General features: G+C 62.8%; 16 protein-coding genes and 1 pseudogene. 14 read left to right on the forward strand and 3 right to left on the reverse strand.

Annotated features, from left to right (window positions below):
* The 8 genes from C2L65_RS32360 to C2L65_RS32395 all read left to right on the forward strand — a co-directional run bounded on the left by C2L65_RS32360 (window position 1) and on the right by C2L65_RS32395 (window position 9,199).
* Entirely contained in the window at window positions 1-957 is a 957-nt protein-coding gene (locus C2L65_RS32360; RefSeq protein ID WP_007586921.1) for an ABC transporter permease, read from the forward strand.
* Window positions 954-1,910: an ABC transporter permease gene (locus tag C2L65_RS32365; RefSeq protein ID WP_042316304.1), complete on the forward strand. Its 957-nt coding sequence runs from the start codon at window positions 954-956 to the stop codon at window positions 1,908-1,910. Before C2L65_RS32360 ends, C2L65_RS32365 begins: the two co-directional genes overlap by 4 nt.
* Entirely contained in the window at window positions 1,907-3,736 is a 1,830-nt protein-coding gene (locus C2L65_RS32370) for an ABC transporter ATP-binding protein (RefSeq protein ID WP_042316301.1), read from the forward strand. Before C2L65_RS32365 ends, C2L65_RS32370 begins: the two co-directional genes overlap by 4 nt.
* Window positions 3,733-4,053, forward strand: a complete 321-nt coding sequence (locus C2L65_RS32375) for a (2Fe-2S)-binding protein (protein WP_042316298.1) — start codon at window positions 3,733-3,735, stop codon at window positions 4,051-4,053. The genes C2L65_RS32370 and C2L65_RS32375 overlap by 4 nt, the downstream gene beginning before the upstream one ends.
* A complete protein-coding gene (locus C2L65_RS32380) occupies window positions 4,032-5,471 on the forward strand; it encodes an FAD/NAD(P)-dependent oxidoreductase (protein WP_042316296.1) in 1,440 nt (479 codons plus the stop codon). Before C2L65_RS32375 ends, C2L65_RS32380 begins: the two co-directional genes overlap by 22 nt.
* Window positions 5,468-6,643, forward strand: coding sequence for an NAD(P)/FAD-dependent oxidoreductase (locus C2L65_RS32385; RefSeq protein WP_042316295.1), 1,176 nt, complete (start codon window positions 5,468-5,470; stop codon window positions 6,641-6,643). Before C2L65_RS32380 ends, C2L65_RS32385 begins: the two co-directional genes overlap by 4 nt.
* Complete coding sequence (locus C2L65_RS32390; protein ID WP_035995622.1) at window positions 6,640-6,984, forward strand: helix-turn-helix domain-containing protein; 345 nt, start codon at window positions 6,640-6,642, stop codon at window positions 6,982-6,984. The genes C2L65_RS32385 and C2L65_RS32390 overlap by 4 nt, the downstream gene beginning before the upstream one ends.
* Before the next feature lie 955 nt (window positions 6,985-7,939).
* Window positions 7,940-9,199, forward strand: a complete 1,260-nt coding sequence (locus tag C2L65_RS32395; protein ID WP_103254517.1) for an IS256 family transposase — start codon at window positions 7,940-7,942, stop codon at window positions 9,197-9,199.
* A 110-nt stretch (window positions 9,200-9,309) separates the two neighbouring features.
* Here C2L65_RS32395 and C2L65_RS32400 read toward each other — a convergent pair whose 3' ends face one another.
* Window positions 9,310-10,281 carry a LysR family transcriptional regulator gene (locus C2L65_RS32400; RefSeq protein ID WP_042306081.1) on the reverse strand — a complete coding sequence of 324 codons (972 nt, stop codon included), beginning with the start codon at window positions 10,279-10,281 and terminating at the stop codon, window positions 9,310-9,312.
* A 100-nt stretch (window positions 10,282-10,381) separates the two neighbouring features.
* On the opposite strand from C2L65_RS32400, the gene C2L65_RS32405 reads away from it, so the two are divergent.
* The 6 genes from C2L65_RS32405 to C2L65_RS32430 all read left to right on the forward strand — a co-directional run bounded on the left by C2L65_RS32405 (window position 10,382) and on the right by C2L65_RS32430 (window position 16,728).
* Window positions 10,382-11,464 (forward strand): ABC transporter ATP-binding protein, encoded by a 1,083-nt coding sequence (locus tag C2L65_RS32405; protein WP_042306080.1) that lies wholly within the window; start codon window positions 10,382-10,384, stop codon window positions 11,462-11,464.
* A gap of 69 nt (window positions 11,465-11,533) precedes the next feature.
* Complete coding sequence (locus C2L65_RS32410) at window positions 11,534-12,244, forward strand: HAD-IA family hydrolase (protein WP_042306079.1); 711 nt, start codon at window positions 11,534-11,536, stop codon at window positions 12,242-12,244.
* 2 nt (window positions 12,245-12,246) lie between these two features.
* Window positions 12,247-13,578 carry an NAD(P)/FAD-dependent oxidoreductase gene (locus C2L65_RS32415; RefSeq protein ID WP_042306078.1) on the forward strand — a complete coding sequence of 444 codons (1,332 nt, stop codon included), beginning with the start codon at window positions 12,247-12,249 and terminating at the stop codon, window positions 13,576-13,578.
* Window positions 13,575-14,486 (forward strand): ABC transporter permease, encoded by a 912-nt coding sequence (locus tag C2L65_RS32420; protein ID WP_007583258.1) that lies wholly within the window; start codon window positions 13,575-13,577, stop codon window positions 14,484-14,486. Before C2L65_RS32415 ends, C2L65_RS32420 begins: the two co-directional genes overlap by 4 nt.
* Window positions 14,483-15,280: an ABC transporter permease gene (locus tag C2L65_RS32425; RefSeq protein WP_042306077.1), complete on the forward strand. Its 798-nt coding sequence runs from the start codon at window positions 14,483-14,485 to the stop codon at window positions 15,278-15,280. Before C2L65_RS32420 ends, C2L65_RS32425 begins: the two co-directional genes overlap by 4 nt.
* Window positions 15,281-15,300: 20 nt before the next feature.
* A complete protein-coding gene (locus tag C2L65_RS32430) occupies window positions 15,301-16,728 on the forward strand; it encodes an aldehyde dehydrogenase family protein (RefSeq protein WP_042306076.1) in 1,428 nt (475 codons plus the stop codon).
* A gap of 59 nt (window positions 16,729-16,787) precedes the next feature.
* Here C2L65_RS32430 and C2L65_RS32435 read toward each other — a convergent pair whose 3' ends face one another.
* A complete protein-coding gene (locus C2L65_RS32435) occupies window positions 16,788-17,207 on the reverse strand; it encodes a type II toxin-antitoxin system HicB family antitoxin (RefSeq protein WP_042306075.1) in 420 nt (139 codons plus the stop codon).
* A 79-nt stretch (window positions 17,208-17,286) separates the two neighbouring features.
* Window positions 17,287-17,394: pseudogene (locus C2L65_RS46750) on the reverse strand (type II toxin-antitoxin system HicA family toxin); the annotation flags it as partial.
* Between the last annotated feature and the right edge of the window lie 48 nt (window positions 17,395-17,442).

Genomic DNA, 17,442 nt, shown 5'->3' on the forward strand with positions numbered 1-17,442 from the left:
ATGAAAGCCCACGCGCAACGACTCATCGCCGCGCGCCTCGGTCTCGCGCTGCTCACGCTGCTGCTGGTGTCGGCGATCGTGTTCGCGATCACGGGCCTGTTGCCTGGCGACGCGGCGCAACAGGCGCTCGGCCAGGCGGCGACGCCCGAACAGGTCGCGGCCCTGCGCCATCAGTTCGGCCTCGATCAGCCCGCGCTGCAGCGTTACTTTCAATGGCTCATGCATGTCGTGAGCGGCAATTTCGGCACGTCGCTGTCGAACAACCTGCCCGTCAGCGAACTGATCTCGACGCGCCTGCCCAACTCGCTGGTGCTGGCGGGATTGACGACGCTGGTGTCAGTGCCCGTCGCGCTTTTTATCGGCATTCTGTCGGCGATGTATCGCGGCTCGCTGCTCGACCGCGCGCTCAACGTGCTGACGCTGTCGACGGTGGCCGTGCCCGAGTTCCTGATCGCAACCATCGCCGTGCTGATTTTCGCGGTGAAGCTGCGCTGGTTGCCGGCGCTGTCGTATCTGTCCGAGGTGACGTCGTTCGGCGCGCTGCTGCGTATCTACGCAATGCCCGTGATGACGCTGTGCTGCGTGATCGTCGCGCAGATGGCGCGCATGACACGTGCCGCGGTGCTCGATCAGCTGAATGCGTCATATGTCGAGATGGCGTTACTCAAGGGCGCGTCGCCGATGCGCATTGTGTTGCGCCACGTGCTGCCCAACACGATCGGCCCGATCGCCAACGCCGTTGCGTTGAGCCTGTCGTATCTGTTCGGCGGCGTGGTGATCGTCGAGTCGATCTTCAACTATCCGGGTCTTGCGAGCCTGATGGTCGATGCCGTCACGAATCGCGACATGCCGCTCGTGCAGGGCTGCGTGATGGTGTTCTGCGCGGCGTATCTCGCACTCGTGCTGATCGCCGACCTGTGTCAAATCATCTCCAACCCGAGGCTGCGTCAACGATGAACCGACCCGCCACACCTCATGCAACGACCGTTCTCTACGCGGTGCCCGACGAAGACGGCAAGCTGTGCGCCGACGCCGTGCAGGAAACGCCCGTTGAAACGCAAGTCGCCACGTGCGGCCCGCTCCGCCGCTTCGTGAAGCGCTCTTCGGTGCTCGGCCTGATAGGTCTTGCGATCGTCGTGTTCTGGCTCTGCGTCGCGTTCTTCGGCCCGCTCGTTGCGCCGTACAAGGGCGGCGCGGTGACGTCGACGGAAATCTTCGGCCTGTATAGCGCGGCACATCCGCTCGGCACCGATTACCTGGGCCGCGACATGCTGAGCCGCGTGCTGTACGGCACGCAATACACGGTCGGGCTGGCGCTCGCATCGACGTTGCTCGCCAGCTGCATTGGCACGTTCTTCGGTCTCGTGGCGGCCGTGTCCGGGCGCTGGGTCGATGAAATCCTGAGCCGTCTGTTCGATGCGCTGATTTCGATTCCGAGCAAGGTGCTCGCGCTCGTCGTGATCGCCGCATTCGGCTCGTCGGTGCCGATGCTGATCATAGTTGCCGCGCTTGCCTACATTCCCGGCGCGTTTCGCATTTCGCGTTCGCTCGCCGTCAATCTGATGACGCTCGAATACGTGCAGGTCGCGAAAGCACGCGGCGAAGGGTTGTTCTACATCGCGCGCGTCGAAGTGTTGCCGAACATGATTCATCCGATGCTCGCGGACTTCGGCTTGCGCTTCGTGTTCATCGTGCTGTTGCTGAGCGGTCTGAGCTTCCTCGGCCTCGGCGTGCAGCCGCCGAACGCCGACTGGGGCTCGCTGGTACGCGAGAACATCGGCGGTCTCGCGGAAGGCGCGCCCGCCGTGCTGATGCCCGCCGTCGCGATCGCTACGCTGACGGTCGGCGTGAATCTGCTGATCGACAGTTTGCGTCGTCATGGCGCGCGTGCTCATGGAGGCGCCAAATGAACATGATCGAAGTGAAAGGCCTGCGCGTGGTCGCGGGCGCGGCGCCCGACCCTGTCGTCGAAATTGTGAAGGGCGTCGACTTCACCGTGAAGAAAGGCGAAGTGCTCGCGCTGATCGGCGAGTCGGGCTCGGGCAAGACGACGATCGCGCTGTCGCTGCTCGCTCACGCGCGCGGCGGATGCTCGATTGCGGGCGGCTCGGTGAAGATCGGCGGCGTGGATGTGCTGTCGCTCGACGAGAAAGGCCGCCGCGCGTTGCGCTCGCGCACGGTCGCGTACGTCGCGCAGAGCGCGTCGGCAGGCTTCAATCCGGCGCGCACGATCATGGATCAGGTGACGGAACCCGCGCTGCTGCACAAGCTGATGACACCCGCCGCCGCGCGGACGAAGGCCGTCGATCTGTTCCGTGCGCTCGCGCTGCCCGCGCCGGAGACGATCGGCGCGCGCTATCCGCACCAGGTGTCGGGCGGGCAGTTGCAGCGCTTGATGGCGGCCATGGCGTTGATTACCGATCCTGCTGTCGTCGTGTTCGACGAACCGACTACGGCGCTCGACGTCACCACGCAGATCGAAGTGCTCGCCGCGTTCAAGAAGGTGATTCGCGAACTGGGCACAACAGCCGTGTATGTGTCGCACGATCTGGCCGTGGTTGCGCAGATGGCGGATCGCATCGTCGTGTTGAATGGCGGGACGGTGCGCGAGAACGGCGCGACGGCGCAAGTGCTCGATGCACCCGCCGATGAATACACGCGACAACTGCTCGCGGCGACGATGCGTCCGGAACCCGAGCTTGTGTCGAACATCGCGAACGATCCGCCGCCGCTGCTCGAAATCCGCAATCTGAGCGCGGGCTATGGACGTATCGATGCGAACGGCGTGCCGGCAGTGCGCGTGCTCGACGACGTGAGCCTGAAGATCGTACGCGGCAGCACGCTCGGCGTGATCGGCGAGTCGGGGTCGGGCAAGACGACGCTCGCGCGCGTGGTGGCGGGGCTGGTGGATCGCGCGCGCGGCGATGTGTTGCTCGACGGCAAGCCTCTGCCGGCAAAGCTTTCGGAACGCACGCTCGATCAATACCGGCGCGTGCAGATCGTGTTCCAGAACGCGGACACGGCGCTCAATCCGAGCCGCACGATCGCCGACATTCTCGCGCGGCCAATGAACTTCTATCACGGCCTGCGCGGTGCTGCCGCGCAGAAGCGGATGCTCGAACTACTCGATCTGGTGAAACTGCCTGCATCGGTGGCGAAGCGTCAGCCGGGCGGTTTGTCGGGCGGACAGAAACAGCGCGTGAATCTGGCGCGCGCGCTCGCCGCGAACCCGGCGCTGATTCTCTGCGACGAAGTGACGTCCGCGCTCGATACCGTGGTCGGCGCGGCGATTCTCGATCTGCTCGGCGAACTGCGGCGGGAACTGGGCGTGTCGTACATGTTCATCAGCCACGACATTTCGACTGTGCGCGCGATCTGTGATGAAGTGATCGTGCTGTACGCCGGGCAATGCGTCGAAGCGGGCCAGCGCGATGCGCTGTCGGCGCCGCCGTATCACCCATACACGGGGCTGCTGATCGATTCCGTGCCTGCGTTGCGGCCGGGCTGGCTCGACTCGCGGCGCGCGCTCACAGCGGGCGCATTGCCGACCATGGGGCCCGCCGGTGATTCGCACGAACTGTGCAGTTTCCGCGCACGGTGTACGGCGCGCATCGACGGCAAGTGCAACGTCACGCCGCCTTCGATGAAGAAGCTGCCATCGGGCGCGGAGATTCGCTGCCATCACACGGCTGCCGACCTGACCCGCATGCAGACAGTCGATACGGTGGCGGCATGAATGCACGCTTCGTGAGAGTGGCGGAGACAGGGCGCAAGACCTTCGACATCACCGTCGACGGCGTCGTCACGCAAGCGGCTGAAGGCGACACGCTGATGGTCGCGCTGCTGACCGCGCACGACACGCTGCGCGATTCGGAATTCGGCGACGGCCGCCGCGCGGGCTTCTGTCTGATGGGCGCGTGTCAGGACTGCTGGGTGTGGACCGCGCAAGGCGAGCGCGTGCGCGCCTGCACCACGCCCGCCGCGCCGGGCATGTCGATTGTCACGCGCATCGCGCTTGCCGGGGAGGGCGTATGGCCGCGCATCGGGACGTGAAGCAGCCGAAGGTGATCGTGATCGGCGCGGGGCCGGCGGGCGTGCGCGCCGCGCAGGCGCTCGTCCAGGCGGGGCTGCGTCCTTTGGTGATCGATGAAGGGCGTCGTGACGGTGGGCAGATTTATCGGCGTCAGCCGGAAGGTTTCTCGCGCTCGTATGAGGCTCTGTATGGGACGGAGGCGGCGCGCGCCGCGTCGCTGCATCGGGACTTCGATGCGTTGCGTGCGCAGATCGACTATCTGCCCGACACGCTCGTGTGGAATATCGGGGCGAAGGCGGTGCATGTGGTTAGCGGTACACGCCATGATGAACTCGCATTCGATTCGCTGATCATTTGCAGCGGCGCGACCGACAGGTTGATGCCCGTGCCGGGCTGGCATCATGCGGGCACGTTCAGCCTTGGCGGCGCGCAGGTCGCGTTGAAATCGCAGGGCTGCGCGGTGGGCGCGCGGACCGTGGTGATGGGCACGGGGCCGCTGCTGTATCTGGTGGCCGCGCAATACGTGAAGGCGGGCGCGACCGTGAGCGCCGTGCTCGATACATCGACGTTAGCACAGCGCGTGCGCGCGTTGCCTCAACTGCTCGCGATACCCGCGACGCTGCGTAAGGGCATGGCCCTGATGAACGTGCTGCGTCAGGCGCGCGTGCCTGTTCATCGCGGCGTGACGCCCGTTGCGATCGACGGTTCGCCGGAACATGGCGTGACGGGCGTGCGCGTGAAGCTCGCCAACGGCGCGACGCTCGACGTGAAATGCGACGCCGTCGCGCTCGGCTATCACTTGCGCTCCGAAACGCAGCTTGCCGATCTCGCCGGCTGCGAATTCCGTTTCGATCACGCGACGCAAACGTGGCTTCCGCATATCGACGCGGATGGCCGCAGCAGCGTCGCAGGCGTCTATCTGGCGGGTGATGGCGCGCGCGTGCGCGGCGCCGATGCCGCGGAACGCGCGGGGCGGCTTGCTGCGCTGGCGGCGTTGCGCGACGCGGGCATCGAGCGCGAAGGCACTGAAGGATTGCGCGCCGAACTCGCGCGCTATACGCGTTTTGCGGCGGGCTTGCGGGCGGCGTTTCCGTGGCCTGCTCGCTTCGCGGCCGTGCTGCCCGACGAGACCATCGTGTGTCGTTGCGAAGCGATTACAGCGGGCGAATTGCGGCGCGTGGTGCGCGAGATGGGCGCCAAAGAAGCAAACCGTGCGAAGGCGTTTTCGCGCGTCGGCATGGGCCGTTGTCAGGGGCGCTTCTGCGCGCATGCGGGCGCGGAAGTGATTGCAGCTGAGGCGCGTGTGCCGCTCGAAGCCGTCGGACGGTTGCGTGGGCAGGCGCCCGTCAAGCCGCTGCCGATGGCGCTGGTATCGACGTGCGCAGTCTCGCGAGACGTAGAAGAAACAGGCGCACGCGCACAGGAGTTCAGCGAATGAGTGATCGTGCCGATGTGATTGTGATCGGTGGCGGGATCGTCGGGACGTCGACGGCGTTTTTTCTGCGGCGCAGACAGCGTTCGGTGATTCTCCTTGAACGCGGATTAACGGGGCAACAGGCGAGTGGCGTGAACTTCGGCGGCGTGCGCCGCCAGGGCCGCGCGTTGACCCAACTCGCGATGTCCAATCGAGCGCTCGATACATGGAGGCGTTCGAAAGAGCTGCTCGGCGAAGACGTCGAGTTCCTGCCGTCGGGGCATACGCGGGTCTGCTATCACGCGCACGACGCCGAGTACTTTCATCGCTATGCAGCCGAGGCGCGCGCGTACGGTCTCGATCTCGAAGTGCTGGACGGCTCGGCGATGTTTCGGCGCTTTCCGTTTCTGGGCCGCGAAGTATTGGCGGCGTCGATTTCGCCGCTCGATGGGCATGCGAATCCGCGCCTGGCGGCGCCCGCGTTCGGGCGAGCGGCTGCGCGTCTTGGGGCGCGCATCGTGGAGAACACGGAGATCGTGCGTGTCGAGAAAGAGGCGGGTGGTTTTCGCGTCGAGAGCGCGGCTGGCGATGTGTATCGCGCGGAACAGGTGTTGATCTGCGCGGGCGCTTGGGCGAACGCGCTGTCGATGCAATTCGGCGAGCCGGTGCCGCTCGTTGCGCGCGGGCCGCAGATGGCTGTTACCGAGCCGGTTCCGTATGCGTTCGAGGCGTCGATGGGTGTTTATACGTCGATCAAGGAAGAGAGCGTTTATTTCCGGCAGATACCTCGCGGCAATATCGTGCTGGGTGGCGGCCCTGCTGGTCCCGCCGATGCTGTGACGTGCCGCGCTTCGGTGTTGCCGGAGAACACGGTGCAGCAGATGGCGCAGTTTCGTCGGCTCGTGCCCGCGCTCGCGGCGTTGCATGTGATACGGGTGTGGAGTGGCGTCGAGAGTTATTTGCCGGATTCTGAGCCGGTGATTGGGGCGAGTTCTACGACCGATGGTCTTTTCTATGCCTTTGGTTTTTGTGGATCGGGGTTTCAGATCGGGCCGGGTGTCGGTGAGACGCTTGCCGAACTGATCGGCACGGGCAGCACGCCGATTGCGTTGGATACGTTTTCGATTGGGCGGTTTGGCGGAGGTAAGTCTTTGCAGCCTGCACCTGCTTCTGCGTCTTTTGAGGCTTCTTCATGAGTACCGGTCAATCGTCTTCTTTTATGCTGCGGGATGCGCTTGCTTATATCGAGGCGAATTTCGATAAGACTGTGAGTCTTGCTGAATTGGCTGATCTGTCTGCGCTTAGTGTTTCGCGGTTTGCTACTGTGTTCAGGCAGCAGGTTGGGCTTTCGCCTTATAGGTATTTGTGTGGAGTCCGCGTGCGGCGTGCGCAGACCTTGCTATTGGCAGGGGTGCCAGGGGCCGTTGTGGCTACTGAAGTTGGGTTCTTTGATCAGAGCCATCTGGCCAGGCATTTCAAACGGTTTTGTGGTGTGACGCCGAGTCGGTTTTTGTCGAATGCTAAGGGGATGGGGTAGGGGTTTTTTGTTGTCTGCGACGCTGGGTGGTCTGCTTTTGGTTTTTGCTGGCATCCGCGTTATGGTGTTTGCGTTTGCGTTTTCGCTGGCATCCGCGCTTTGGTGTTTGCGTTTTCGCTGGCATCCGCGATTCGTTAGCGTGCTTCACGCGTCGCCCCTGTGCGGGGCGGCACCTACTTTTCTTTGCCGCCGCAAAGAAAAGTAGGCAAAAGAAAGCGGCTAACACCGCCAGTTCTAGTGTTTGCCTGAGGGCCCCCAACGGGTCTTACGCTTCACACGGCAACGCCCTTGTTCACGTGCGTTGCCAACGCTTCGAATGAACGCCTCACCCGCTTCGAATACCCGTACTCGGGCCAGCAGCAGCGAATGGTATGTGCCGCCCAGGTGGCAAACTGTGTGTAGGTTGTCGCGTCGTATAGGCTGGCGCTCTTACAGGGTGGAACGCGTGCGCAATCGGTCCGAAGTGAGGCGTGTGGAGCACTGGGGCCTACACACAGTTTGCCACCTGGGCGGCCGTGGACTATCTGGCACGGCGTGCGGCGACGTGGGCGCGTGAAGCGGGTGAGGCGCACTGCAAGAGCGTTGGCAACGAACATGGGTCACGTGATTGCCGTGTGAAGCGTAAGACCCTGTGGGGGCCCTCAGGCAAAAACTAGAATTGGCGGTGTTAGCCGCTTTCTTTTGCCTACTTTTCTTTGCGGCGGCAAAGAAAAGTAGGTGCCGCCCCGCACAGGGGCGACGCGTGAAGCACGCTAACAAATCGCGGATGCCAGCGCAAAGGCAGAAATACCAAACGGCATCACCTTCGCCGCGAAAGCAAAACCGAAAAGTAAGTGCAGCCCGCACAGGGACGACGCGTGAAGCGCGCTAACAAAACGCGGATGCCAGCGCGAACACTAGCGGGGCTGTCATAGATTTTGTGTTCAAGGCATAACATGTAGCTCAAGGAGCATGTATGCCACGCAAACCCAAGACGACCACCGAAGCGCAGACAGCGTTGCCGTCCATTCCGAAGGAACTAATCGACCAGTTCGTGAAGGGGCCGATGACGGCCGAAGCGGTGCATGCCGCTTCGGCGGCGTTCAAGAAGGCGCTGATCGAGCGGGCGCTGGGCGCCGAACTTGGACACCATCTGGGCTATCCGGCGGGTGCCGTGCGGCCAGAAGATGCGACCAACCAGCGCAACGGCAAGAGCGGCAAGACAGTGCTGACCGACGACGGTCCGCTACGCCTGGAGATTCCCCGTGACCGCGACGGCAGCTTTGCGCCGATCCTGATTCCGAAGCACGAACGGCGTTTTACCGGCTTTGACGACAAGATCATCGCGATGTACGCCCGTGGCATGACAGTGCGCGAGATCCAGGGGTTTCTGGCCGAGCAGTACGGTACCGATGTATCGCCGGAATTCATCAGTTCGGTGACCGATGCCGTGATGGACGAGGTGAGTATCTGGCAGGCGCGTCCGCTCGAGCCGATGTACCCGGTAGTGTTCTTTGACGCGCTACGCGTCAAGATCCGCGAGGAAGGGATGGTGCGCAACAAGGCGATCTATCTGGCGCTGGGCATCCTGCCGGACGGCACACGGGACATCCTGGGGCTGTGGATCGAGAACACGGAAGGCGCGAAGTTCTGGATGAAGGTATTCAGCGACCTGAAGGTGCGTGGCGTGCAGGACATCCTGATCGCAGTCACCGATGGACTGAAGGGCATGCCTGAAGCACTGGGCGCGGTGTTTCCGGCCACCACGCTCCAGACGTGCATCGTGCACCTGATCCGCCACTCGCTGGACTACGCGAGCTGGAAAGACCGGCGGGGGCTGGCTGCTGCCCTCAAGCCGATCTATTCGGCAACGGGCGCTGAAGCTGCGCAGACCGAACTGGATGCGTTCGAACAGGGTGAGTGGGGCCAGAAATTCCCGACGGTGGTGGCCGCCTGGCGTCGGGCCTGGGATCGCGTGATCCCCTTCTTCGCGTTTCCGCCAGCGGTTCGCAAGGTGATCTACACGACCAATGCCATCGAAAGTGTCAATGCCCGGCTACGCAAGATCGTCAAGACGCGTGGGCACTTCCCGACGGACGAGGCCGCGACCAAACTGCTATGGCTGGCCTTGCGCAATATCACGGCTGACTGGAGCCGTGCCGCGCATGACTGGAAAGCCGCGATGAACCAGTTCGCGATCCTCTACGAGGATCGCTTCACAAGGAATCATTTGTAGAATGCAATTGACGAGCCTGCCAGATGGCAGGCTTTTATCTGCCTTGCACACAAAAATTCAGACACTCCCACACTAGCAAACCACCCAGCGTCGCAGACAACCAAAAACCCCTATCCAAACTTCACACCAGTCTGCCTCATAGCCTCCCCCAGCCCCAGCATGGGATACTTCTTCTCAATGATCCGCATATCATTGCGAGTCTCCTCGATAAGCCAATCGCGGACATCGTCCACAATAGGCCGTAAAGGCTTATTAGCAGGCCGCACCAAACAGCATCGCCGATTCGTAACAATAACTTCTTGCTCAGCGGGCAAAAGCGCCCCTTGCGCGAGCCAATGCGACACCACATTCAACCACCCCAACGCGATCCCCTGCCCAAGCAGCGCCGCCTGCACCACAATCGCATAATCATTAAAGCTCAGCATCCCGGCAACATGCCGCCCATGCCCGACGAACGCGCCGAATCGCTCATGCCATCCGCGCTCCTCGTCATCCATGACGATAACCGTGTCCCCATGCGCGCGACCAGCATCGCTTAGAGCATTCTCCCGATACCGCTCATTACAAACAGGCAAAAGCGTCTCAGGCATAACAAGCACCGCATGCTCATCAATCTCGCCATCGTGCAAAAACCGCATCCCGAGATCGACATCATGCAACGGTCCACCAATCCGCCCCGATATCAGTTGAAAGCGCAAATCGATATTAGGGAAAGCCTGATTCAGCCGGCTCATACGCGGCATCAGCCAATGCGTGGTGAAACCGGTGGAAACCGACAAAGTGACTGACTCGACCCCCGTCGCGCGGGCCTCGATTTCCCTGATTGCGTTTTCAACGCCATTGAAGCCTTCAGAAATCGCGCGATACAGAATCCTGCCGCTTTCAGTGAGCTCGATACCGCCGCGCACCCGCTCGAACAGGCGCACGCCAATATGGTCCTCCATGCGCGCGAGCATGCGGCTCACGGCAGGCTGGCTCACATAGAGCTCCTGCGCGGCGCGCGTGAAGTTGCCGCAGCGGGCGGCCGCTTCGAACACGAACAGCGCATTCGCGCTCGGCAGTTTCTTACGAAGGTTGGGCATGACCTGATGTTATGCCCGATCCAACAATTTGGGAATTGCTGTCAAAAAGAACGGGACTTATATTTTTCTCAACACACCCATTTCCAGCGAGACACACGTCATGGACGCACGAGCGAAAACGGGAGTATCGATCAGGTCGGCAGCGAAGCGTTATGGTCCGGTGGTCGCGCTGGACGACGTATCGCTCGACATCGCACCGGGTGAATTCGTGTCGCTGCTCGGGCCGTCCGGGTCGGGCAAGACGACGCTGCTCGGCATCCTCGGCGGCTTCGTGCAGCCGAGTTCGGGCACGGTCTGGGTCGGAGAGCGCGACATTACATTTGCGCCGCCGCACAAGCGCAACATCGGTATCGTGTTCCAGAACTACGCGCTGTTTCCGCATATGACAGTCGGCGAAAACGTCGCCTTTCCGCTGCGCGCGCGCCGCGAGCCCAAATCGGGCTGGGCGAAGAAAGTCGCCGATGCCCTCGCGATGGTCGAATTGAACGGCTACGAGTCGCGCAACATCAGCCAATTGTCGGGCGGCCAGCGTCAGCGCGTGGCGCTGGCGCGGGCGATGGTGTTCGAGCCGCAACTGATCCTGATGGACGAGCCGCTCTCCGCGCTCGATAAACAACTGCGCGAAACCATGCAGATCGAATTGCGCCGCCTGCATCGCAAGCTTGGCGCAACCATCGTCAACGTCACGCACGACCAGCGCGAAGCGCTGACGATGAGCGACCGCGTCGCCGTGCTGAAGGACGGCAAGCTCGTGCAGATCGATACGCCCGAGCGCCTCTATGACCGTCCGTGCGATGCGTTCGTCGCGAGCTTCATCGGCGAAGCGACGCTGCTCAACGTCAGCCGCGCTGGCGACGACGCCGTGCGTCTCGGCGATGCCGTCCTGCGCACCGCGCATCCGCTGCCACGCGGCGACAAGCTGTTGCTCGCGGTGCAGACAGAGAAGCTCGTGATCGACGGCGCGGACGGGCAGGGCGTCGCGCATGCAAACCGTCTGTCGTGCCGCGTCACCGAAGTGCTGTATCAGGGCGAGAGCCTGCGCGTGTTCGCCGCGCTGGCCGACGGCACGGCCATCAGCCTTCGACAACCCGGCAGCCACGAAGCGCGCCGGCGCATTCCATCGCCGGGCGCGCAGATGACCGTCGCGCTCGATCCTCAGGACACGATCGTCGTGCCCGCCTGATTTCACTCACCGCCTGTGTACGGGCATGCCTTCTTACGCGATTCACGCAAACTGCAAAGGGATGATGCAATGAAGCTCACCGATTTCAAGGTTCTGACGTTCGATGTCGTCGGCACGCTGATCAACTTCGAAAAGGGCGTGCTCGCCTCCATACGGCGTCTGGGCGGCGCGAACGCGAAAGACCTGACCGACGAAGCGATCTTCGAGCCGTACATGCGCGGCCGCGCGACCTATCCGGGCCGCTCGAGTCATGAGATGGCCAACGTCTATCTCTATGTTGCGAAAGAACTCGGCCTGCCCGACGACGCGCAATCGGCCGCTGCATTCCAGCGCGACGTGCTCGACTGGCCCGCGTTCGAAGATTCCGTCGCGGCGTTGAAGCGCCTGCGCAAGCACTATCGCCTGGTCGCGATGACGAACGCGGACCGCGTCGCGCTGTCGGCTTATGCGCACACGCTCGGCGATCCGTTCGACGACACCGTCTGCTGCGACGAAACGGGCGTCGCGAAACCCGATCCGCAGTTCTTCGCGTACAACCGCGGACGTCAGGCGGCATTCGGCTACAAGTTCGGCGAAATCCTGCATACCGCGCAAAGCCAGTATCACGACATCGGCATCGCGACGAAGCTCGGCTACGCGACCTGCTGGATCGAGCGTCGCCAGGGCTTGAAAGGCTTTGGCGCGACGCCCGTGCCCGAAGCTGTCACCGAGCCGACCTTCAAGTTCGCGACGCTCGCCGCGCTCGCGGATGCGGTCGAAGCCGAAGCACGCGCCGCCTGATCATGCTCGCGCCGACGACACCGCACCGGCCGCAGCCGGACTCGCTCTGGCGGGCGATGGCTGCGCGCTCGCCCGTCACGGATGCGCCCGTCAGCACGGGCGCGCCGCTCGCGCGCGACCTGATCGTCGACGTGGCGATCATCGGCGCGGGTTATTCGGGTCTCGCGGCCGCGTATGCGTTGCAAAAGCGCGGCGTCGATTGCGCGGTGTTCGACGCGAATCCCGTTGGCTGGGGCGCGAGCGGGCGCAATGGCGGCGTGGTGTCGTCGAAATTCCGGCTGTCGTTTCCGTCGATCGCGAGCACGTACGATCTCGACACTGCGAGGCGCATGCATCGGCTTGCGCATGACGGCGTGCGTGTGGTCGAGCAGTTCGTCGATGAATTCAAGCTGGAGCGTGCATGCTTCGAACATACGGGCAGCCTGCGTTGCGCGCACACCGAGCGCGCATTCGCATCGATTCGCGCGGAAGCCGACTGGGTGCGAACGCAGCTTGGCGATGGCTCGATGAGCGTGCTATCGCGCGAAGAGATAACGCACGAGACGGGTTCGAATGGTTTTGTCGGCGGCGTGCTGAGCGCCGATGCGGGCACGATCCTGCCGCTCGAATACGTATGCGGCATTGCGCGCGCGCTGACGGCGCGCGGCGTGCCGATCTACGAATCGACGCCGATTCTCGACATGACGCGTGTGCAGGAAGGCGTGATGCTGCGCGCGCCCGGCGGCAGCGTGCGCGCGAAACAGGTGATCGTCGCGACCAATGCCTACTCGAATCTCACGCAGGCCACGTCGTCGTATCAGCGCGAACTCGTGCCGTTTCGCAGCGCGATGATAGCGACGGAAAGATTGTCGCCGGAACTCGACGCGAAGCTGATGGTCAACCGGCGCAGCTACACCGAAACGCGTCGCATGATGAAGTGGTTTCGCAAGGTGGATGGCCGCATGCTGTTCGGCGGCCGCGATGCGTTCGGCAAGGAAGGGCAGGCAACGGGCTTCGATGCATTGCAGCGCGCGATGGTCGCGCTCTTTCCCGATTTCGCGGGCGTGCGTGTCGAGTACGGCTGGTCCGGTTATGTGGGCATGACGTTCAACGCGTTGCCGCATGTCGGGCGCAGCGACGACGTCACGACATTCTGTCTCGGGTATAACGGAGCAGGTGTCGCGATGGCGAGCCTGATCGGGCAGCATGCCGCTGCGCTGGCGCTCGGCGAGAAGCCGGAGCTGGCGCTGCTGGCGCAGGAAGGCTTGCGGCCCGTGCCGTTTCATTCGCTGCGTGCGCCGGGCGTCAGGCTCGTTGCCGCGTGGTATCAGTTTCTCGACGCAGTGGGTGCATGATGACGACAGCCAAACACGTTTTGCAGGAACAGACTGTGATGCAGGCCACTACGATCGATCCGTCGGTACGTCACCAGCAGCGCGAAGACCGCGCGATGCTGCTGCTGATGGCGCCCGCGCTGCTCGTCGTCGTGGTGTTGCTGGTAGTGCCGCTGGCGTGGCTTTCGTGGCAGTCGATCTATCACGACGGCGCGTTCACGCTCGTCAACTATCAGCGGGTTTTCACGGGCACGTATCTCGACACGTTTCTGATGACGTTCAAGCTGAGCATCATCGTGACGGGCATTACGTTGCTGCTCGGCTATCCCGTTGCGTATTTCGCGGCATCCGTGCCGCCGAAATGGAGCGCGCTGATACTCGGCATGGTCATTCTGCCGTTCTGGACCAGCGTGCTCGTGCGCACGTATGCGTGGCTCGTGCTGCTGCAACGCACGGGGCTCGTGAACAAGGCGCTGCTGTCGATGGGTTTGATCGACAGGCCGTTGCAGCTTTCGTATAACCAGTTCGGCACGATCGTCGCGATGGTACACATTCTGTTGCCGTTCATGGTGCTGCCGCTTTACTCCGCGATGCAGAAGATTCCCGGCAATCTGTCGCAGGCGGGCGCGAGCCTTGGCGGCTCGCCGTTGCACGTGTTCTGGCGCGTGTTCCTGCCGCTATCGATGAGCGGCGTCGTCGCGGGCGTGACGCTTGTATTCGTGCTGTGCCTCGGTTTCTACATCACGCCCGAACTGATGGGCGGCGGCAAGTCGATCATGGTGTCGATGGTGGTGAGCCGCAATGTCGAGATTTACAACAGTTGGGGCGCGGCGAGTGCGGTGAGCGTCGTGTTGCTGGTCTGCGTGTTCGCGATCTTCTATGCGGCGAGCCGTGTGATTCCACTCGAAAAGACCTTGGGCGCGAAATGAACAAGCTCTCATTCGGAAGGCTGACGCTCGGTGCGGGCGTCGTGCTGATCCTCGTGTTTCTGATGCTGCCCGTGGTGATCGTCGTGCCGCTGTCGTTCTCCGATACGCGCTTCATGACGTTTCCGCCGCCTGCGTATTCGCTGCGCTGGTATCACTCGTTCTTCGACAACCCCGCATGGATCGATGCGGCGCGCGTGACGCTGATGGCTTCCGTGTGCGCCGCGCTGATCGCGACGCCGCTCGGCATTGCGGCTGCATATGGCATCCAGCATGGCTCGCACTGGTCGATGCGCTATCTGCGCACGCTGCTGATGCTGCCTCTGATGGTCCCTATCATCATCGTCGCAGTTGGTGTGTTCTTCGTGTTCACGCAGGCCGGTTATGTGAATACGCTCACTGGGTTGATCGTTGCCGATACGATGCTTGGCTTGCCGTATGTGCTGATCTCGGTGGGCGCGGACTTGCGGACCTTCGACCGGACGCAGGAAATGGTCGCGCGCAGCCTCGGCATGAACCGCTTTCGCAGCTTCATGACGGTGACGCTGCCGCAGATCAAGGCCAGCGTGATCTCCGGCGCAGTGTTCGTGTTCATTCAGGCGCTGGATGAAACGGTCGTCGCGCTGTTCATTTCGGGCGGCTCGAACCAGACGCTGACGCGGCGCATGTTCGTCACGTTGCGCGACGAGATCGACCCGACCATCGCCGCGATCAGCACGATGCTGACGGCGCTGACGCTGTGCCTCGTGATGATCGTCGTCGTGAGCCGCCGTTCGTCGGCCGTCGCGCGGGCCTGATTTCTTTCTACGGAAACCGGATGTCCAATTCACTGAAGTTCTATATCGACGGCGCGTGGGTCGAGCCGTCTAGCTCCGCGCGTCTGCCTGTCATCGATCCCTGCACCGAAGAACCGTTCGCCGAAGTGGCGCTCGGCAATGCGCAGGATGTCGAGCGCGCGGTGGCGGTGGCGAAGCGTGCGTTTGCGTCGTTTTCAAGGACGCAGCCTGAAGAACGCGTTGCGTTGATCCGGCGCATTCTCGATGTGTATCTCGAACGTTATGACGAGATGGCCGAGACGATCATGCGCGAGATCGGCGCGCCCGCGAAGCTCTCGCATGCGTGGCAGGCGGGTCTTGGCAAGCGGCATCTGGAAGAAGTGCTGCGCACCTGCGAGACCTTCGAATGGCAGCGCAAGAAGGGCACGACGCTGATCAATCATGAGCCTGTCGGTGTCGTCGCGTTGATTACGCCGTGGAACTGGCCGATCAATCAGATCGTCTGCAAGGTCGCGCCGGCGATCGCCGCGGGCTGCACGATGGTGTTGAAGCCCAGCGAGGTGTCGCCGCTCAATGCGGTGCTGTTCGCCGAGATCATCGATGCGGCTGGCGTGCCTGCTGGCGTGTTCAACCTGGTCAACGGCGATGGGCCGACAGTGGGCGCGGCGTTGTGCAGTCATCCCGATGTCGACATGGTGTCGTTCACGGGTTCGACGCGTGCCGGTATCGAGATCGCAAAACTCGCTGCGCCGACCGTCAAGCGCGTTCATCAGGAACTGGGCGGCAAGTCGGCGAACATTCTGCTCGACGATGCCGATTTCGAAACGGCCGTCACGGCGGGCGTCAATTCGTGCTTCGGCAATAGCGGCCAGTCGTGCAACGCGCCGACGCGCATGCTCGTACCCGCATCACGGCACGACGAAGCGGTCGGGATCGCGCGCCGCGCGGCGGACGCGCACCGTGTCGGCCCTGCCGATGCCGCCGATACGACGATGGGCCCCGTAGTCAGCGACGTGCAGTTCGACCGCGTGCAACGGTTGATCGGCATCGGCATCGAAGAAGGCGCGCAACTGGTGGCGGGTGGCACTGGACGTCCCGATGGGTTGACGCGCGGCTACTACGTGAAGCCGACTGTGTTCGCGAACGTGGACCCGTCGATGACGATTGCCCGAGACGAGATTTTCGGCCCCGTGCTGGCGATCATGCCGTATCGCGATGAAGAAGAGGCGATCGCGATCGCCAACGATACGCCGTTCGGGCTGGCGGCTTATGTGCAATCGGTGGATATCGAGCGGGCGCGGCGGGTCGGGTTCAGGATGCGCGCGGGCAGCGTGTATCTGAACTATCCGGCGTGGGACGCGGGGTCGCCCTTCGGCGGGTACAAGCAGTCGGGGAATGGGCGCGAGTATGGCGAGTGGGGGCTGGAGGCGTTTCTGGAAGTGAAGGGGCTGGTGGGGTTCGGGGGATAAGTGGCGGAATGGAAAGCTCCGTTGATGCGGGGCTTCCATCCCGGGAATTGCGGCGCACCTTAGACGGCGCGCACATCGAGGCGCTTACCCAATACCGCAAACGCCGACTCGACCATCTCGATCTTCGATGAATGGCCGAAGTTTAGAAGTCGATCGACCTGTACCTGATTGACGCTGAGCCGTCGCGCGAGTTCAGCCTTTCGTACGTTCTGGCGGAGCATTTCATCCGCGAGCAACACTTTTGCAGTGACAAGCGCCGGCAACGTGACGACGAGTTGCCCGCGTTTGGCCTTCGAAGGCATCGGGATGCTTCGCTTCTCCGCGAAGTAGATTTCGAACGCGGCCTCGAGCGCATCGAGCGCTTGCACTTTCGCGTCCTCTTCGTCGTCGCCGACGGTGATGGCTTCGGGAACATCAGGAAACGTGACGAGCAGCGTTCCGTTGTCGTCGGGTGTCAGGCTGATCGGGTAGCTGAGCATACGTGTGTCGTGGTTTGCCATTCTTCAAAGAACATGGACGTGATACGCGAGTGAGAGAGCCCGCGTAGGGCTCTCTGCTTCACCTGATACCGAGCTGCTTCCTGATGGCTTCCACCAGTCCTTTACCCATTTCCTTCGCACCGTGATCGGGGAAGATGGTGGTCCTGCCATTGAGCGTCACCCGGTAGTGACTTGAGCCGCTTCAGTGCTTTTCGAACGTCGCGCCTTGCTGCTT

It is taken from the genome of Paraburkholderia terrae, from assembly GCF_002902925.1.
Lineage (GTDB): Bacteria > Pseudomonadota > Gammaproteobacteria > Burkholderiales > Burkholderiaceae > Paraburkholderia > Paraburkholderia terrae.

Excerpts from the sequence above, each read along its gene's own strand:
- C2L65_RS32390 (WP_035995622.1), top strand. The coding sequence starts at position 6,640 with ATGAGTACCGGTCAATCGTCTTCTTTTATGCTGCGGGATGCGCTTGCT.
- C2L65_RS32430 (WP_042306076.1), top strand. The coding sequence starts at position 15,301 with ATGTCCAATTCACTGAAGTTCTATATCGACGGCGCGTGGGTCGAGCCG.
- C2L65_RS32400 (WP_042306081.1), bottom strand. The coding sequence starts at position 10,281 with ATGCCCAACCTTCGTAAGAAACTGCCGAGCGCGAATGCGCTGTTCGTG.
- C2L65_RS32410 (WP_042306079.1), top strand. The coding sequence starts at position 11,534 with ATGAAGCTCACCGATTTCAAGGTTCTGACGTTCGATGTCGTCGGCACG.
- C2L65_RS32380 (WP_042316296.1), top strand. The coding sequence starts at position 4,032 with ATGGCCGCGCATCGGGACGTGAAGCAGCCGAAGGTGATCGTGATCGGC.
- C2L65_RS32415 (WP_042306078.1), top strand. The coding sequence starts at position 12,247 with ATGCTCGCGCCGACGACACCGCACCGGCCGCAGCCGGACTCGCTCTGG.
- C2L65_RS32365 (WP_042316304.1), top strand. The coding sequence starts at position 954 with ATGAACCGACCCGCCACACCTCATGCAACGACCGTTCTCTACGCGGTG.
- C2L65_RS32425 (WP_042306077.1), top strand. The coding sequence starts at position 14,483 with ATGAACAAGCTCTCATTCGGAAGGCTGACGCTCGGTGCGGGCGTCGTG.
- C2L65_RS32405 (WP_042306080.1), top strand. The coding sequence starts at position 10,382 with ATGGACGCACGAGCGAAAACGGGAGTATCGATCAGGTCGGCAGCGAAG.
- C2L65_RS32375 (WP_042316298.1), top strand. The coding sequence starts at position 3,733 with ATGAATGCACGCTTCGTGAGAGTGGCGGAGACAGGGCGCAAGACCTTC.
- C2L65_RS32385 (WP_042316295.1), top strand. The coding sequence starts at position 5,468 with ATGAGTGATCGTGCCGATGTGATTGTGATCGGTGGCGGGATCGTCGGG.
- C2L65_RS32370 (WP_042316301.1), top strand. The coding sequence starts at position 1,907 with ATGAACATGATCGAAGTGAAAGGCCTGCGCGTGGTCGCGGGCGCGGCG.
- C2L65_RS32420 (WP_007583258.1), top strand. The coding sequence starts at position 13,575 with ATGATGACGACAGCCAAACACGTTTTGCAGGAACAGACTGTGATGCAG.
- C2L65_RS32395 (WP_103254517.1), top strand. The coding sequence starts at position 7,940 with ATGCCACGCAAACCCAAGACGACCACCGAAGCGCAGACAGCGTTGCCG.
- C2L65_RS32360 (WP_007586921.1), top strand. The coding sequence starts at position 1 with ATGAAAGCCCACGCGCAACGACTCATCGCCGCGCGCCTCGGTCTCGCG.
- C2L65_RS32435 (WP_042306075.1), bottom strand. The coding sequence starts at position 17,207 with ATGCTCAGCTACCCGATCAGCCTGACACCCGACGACAACGGAACGCTG.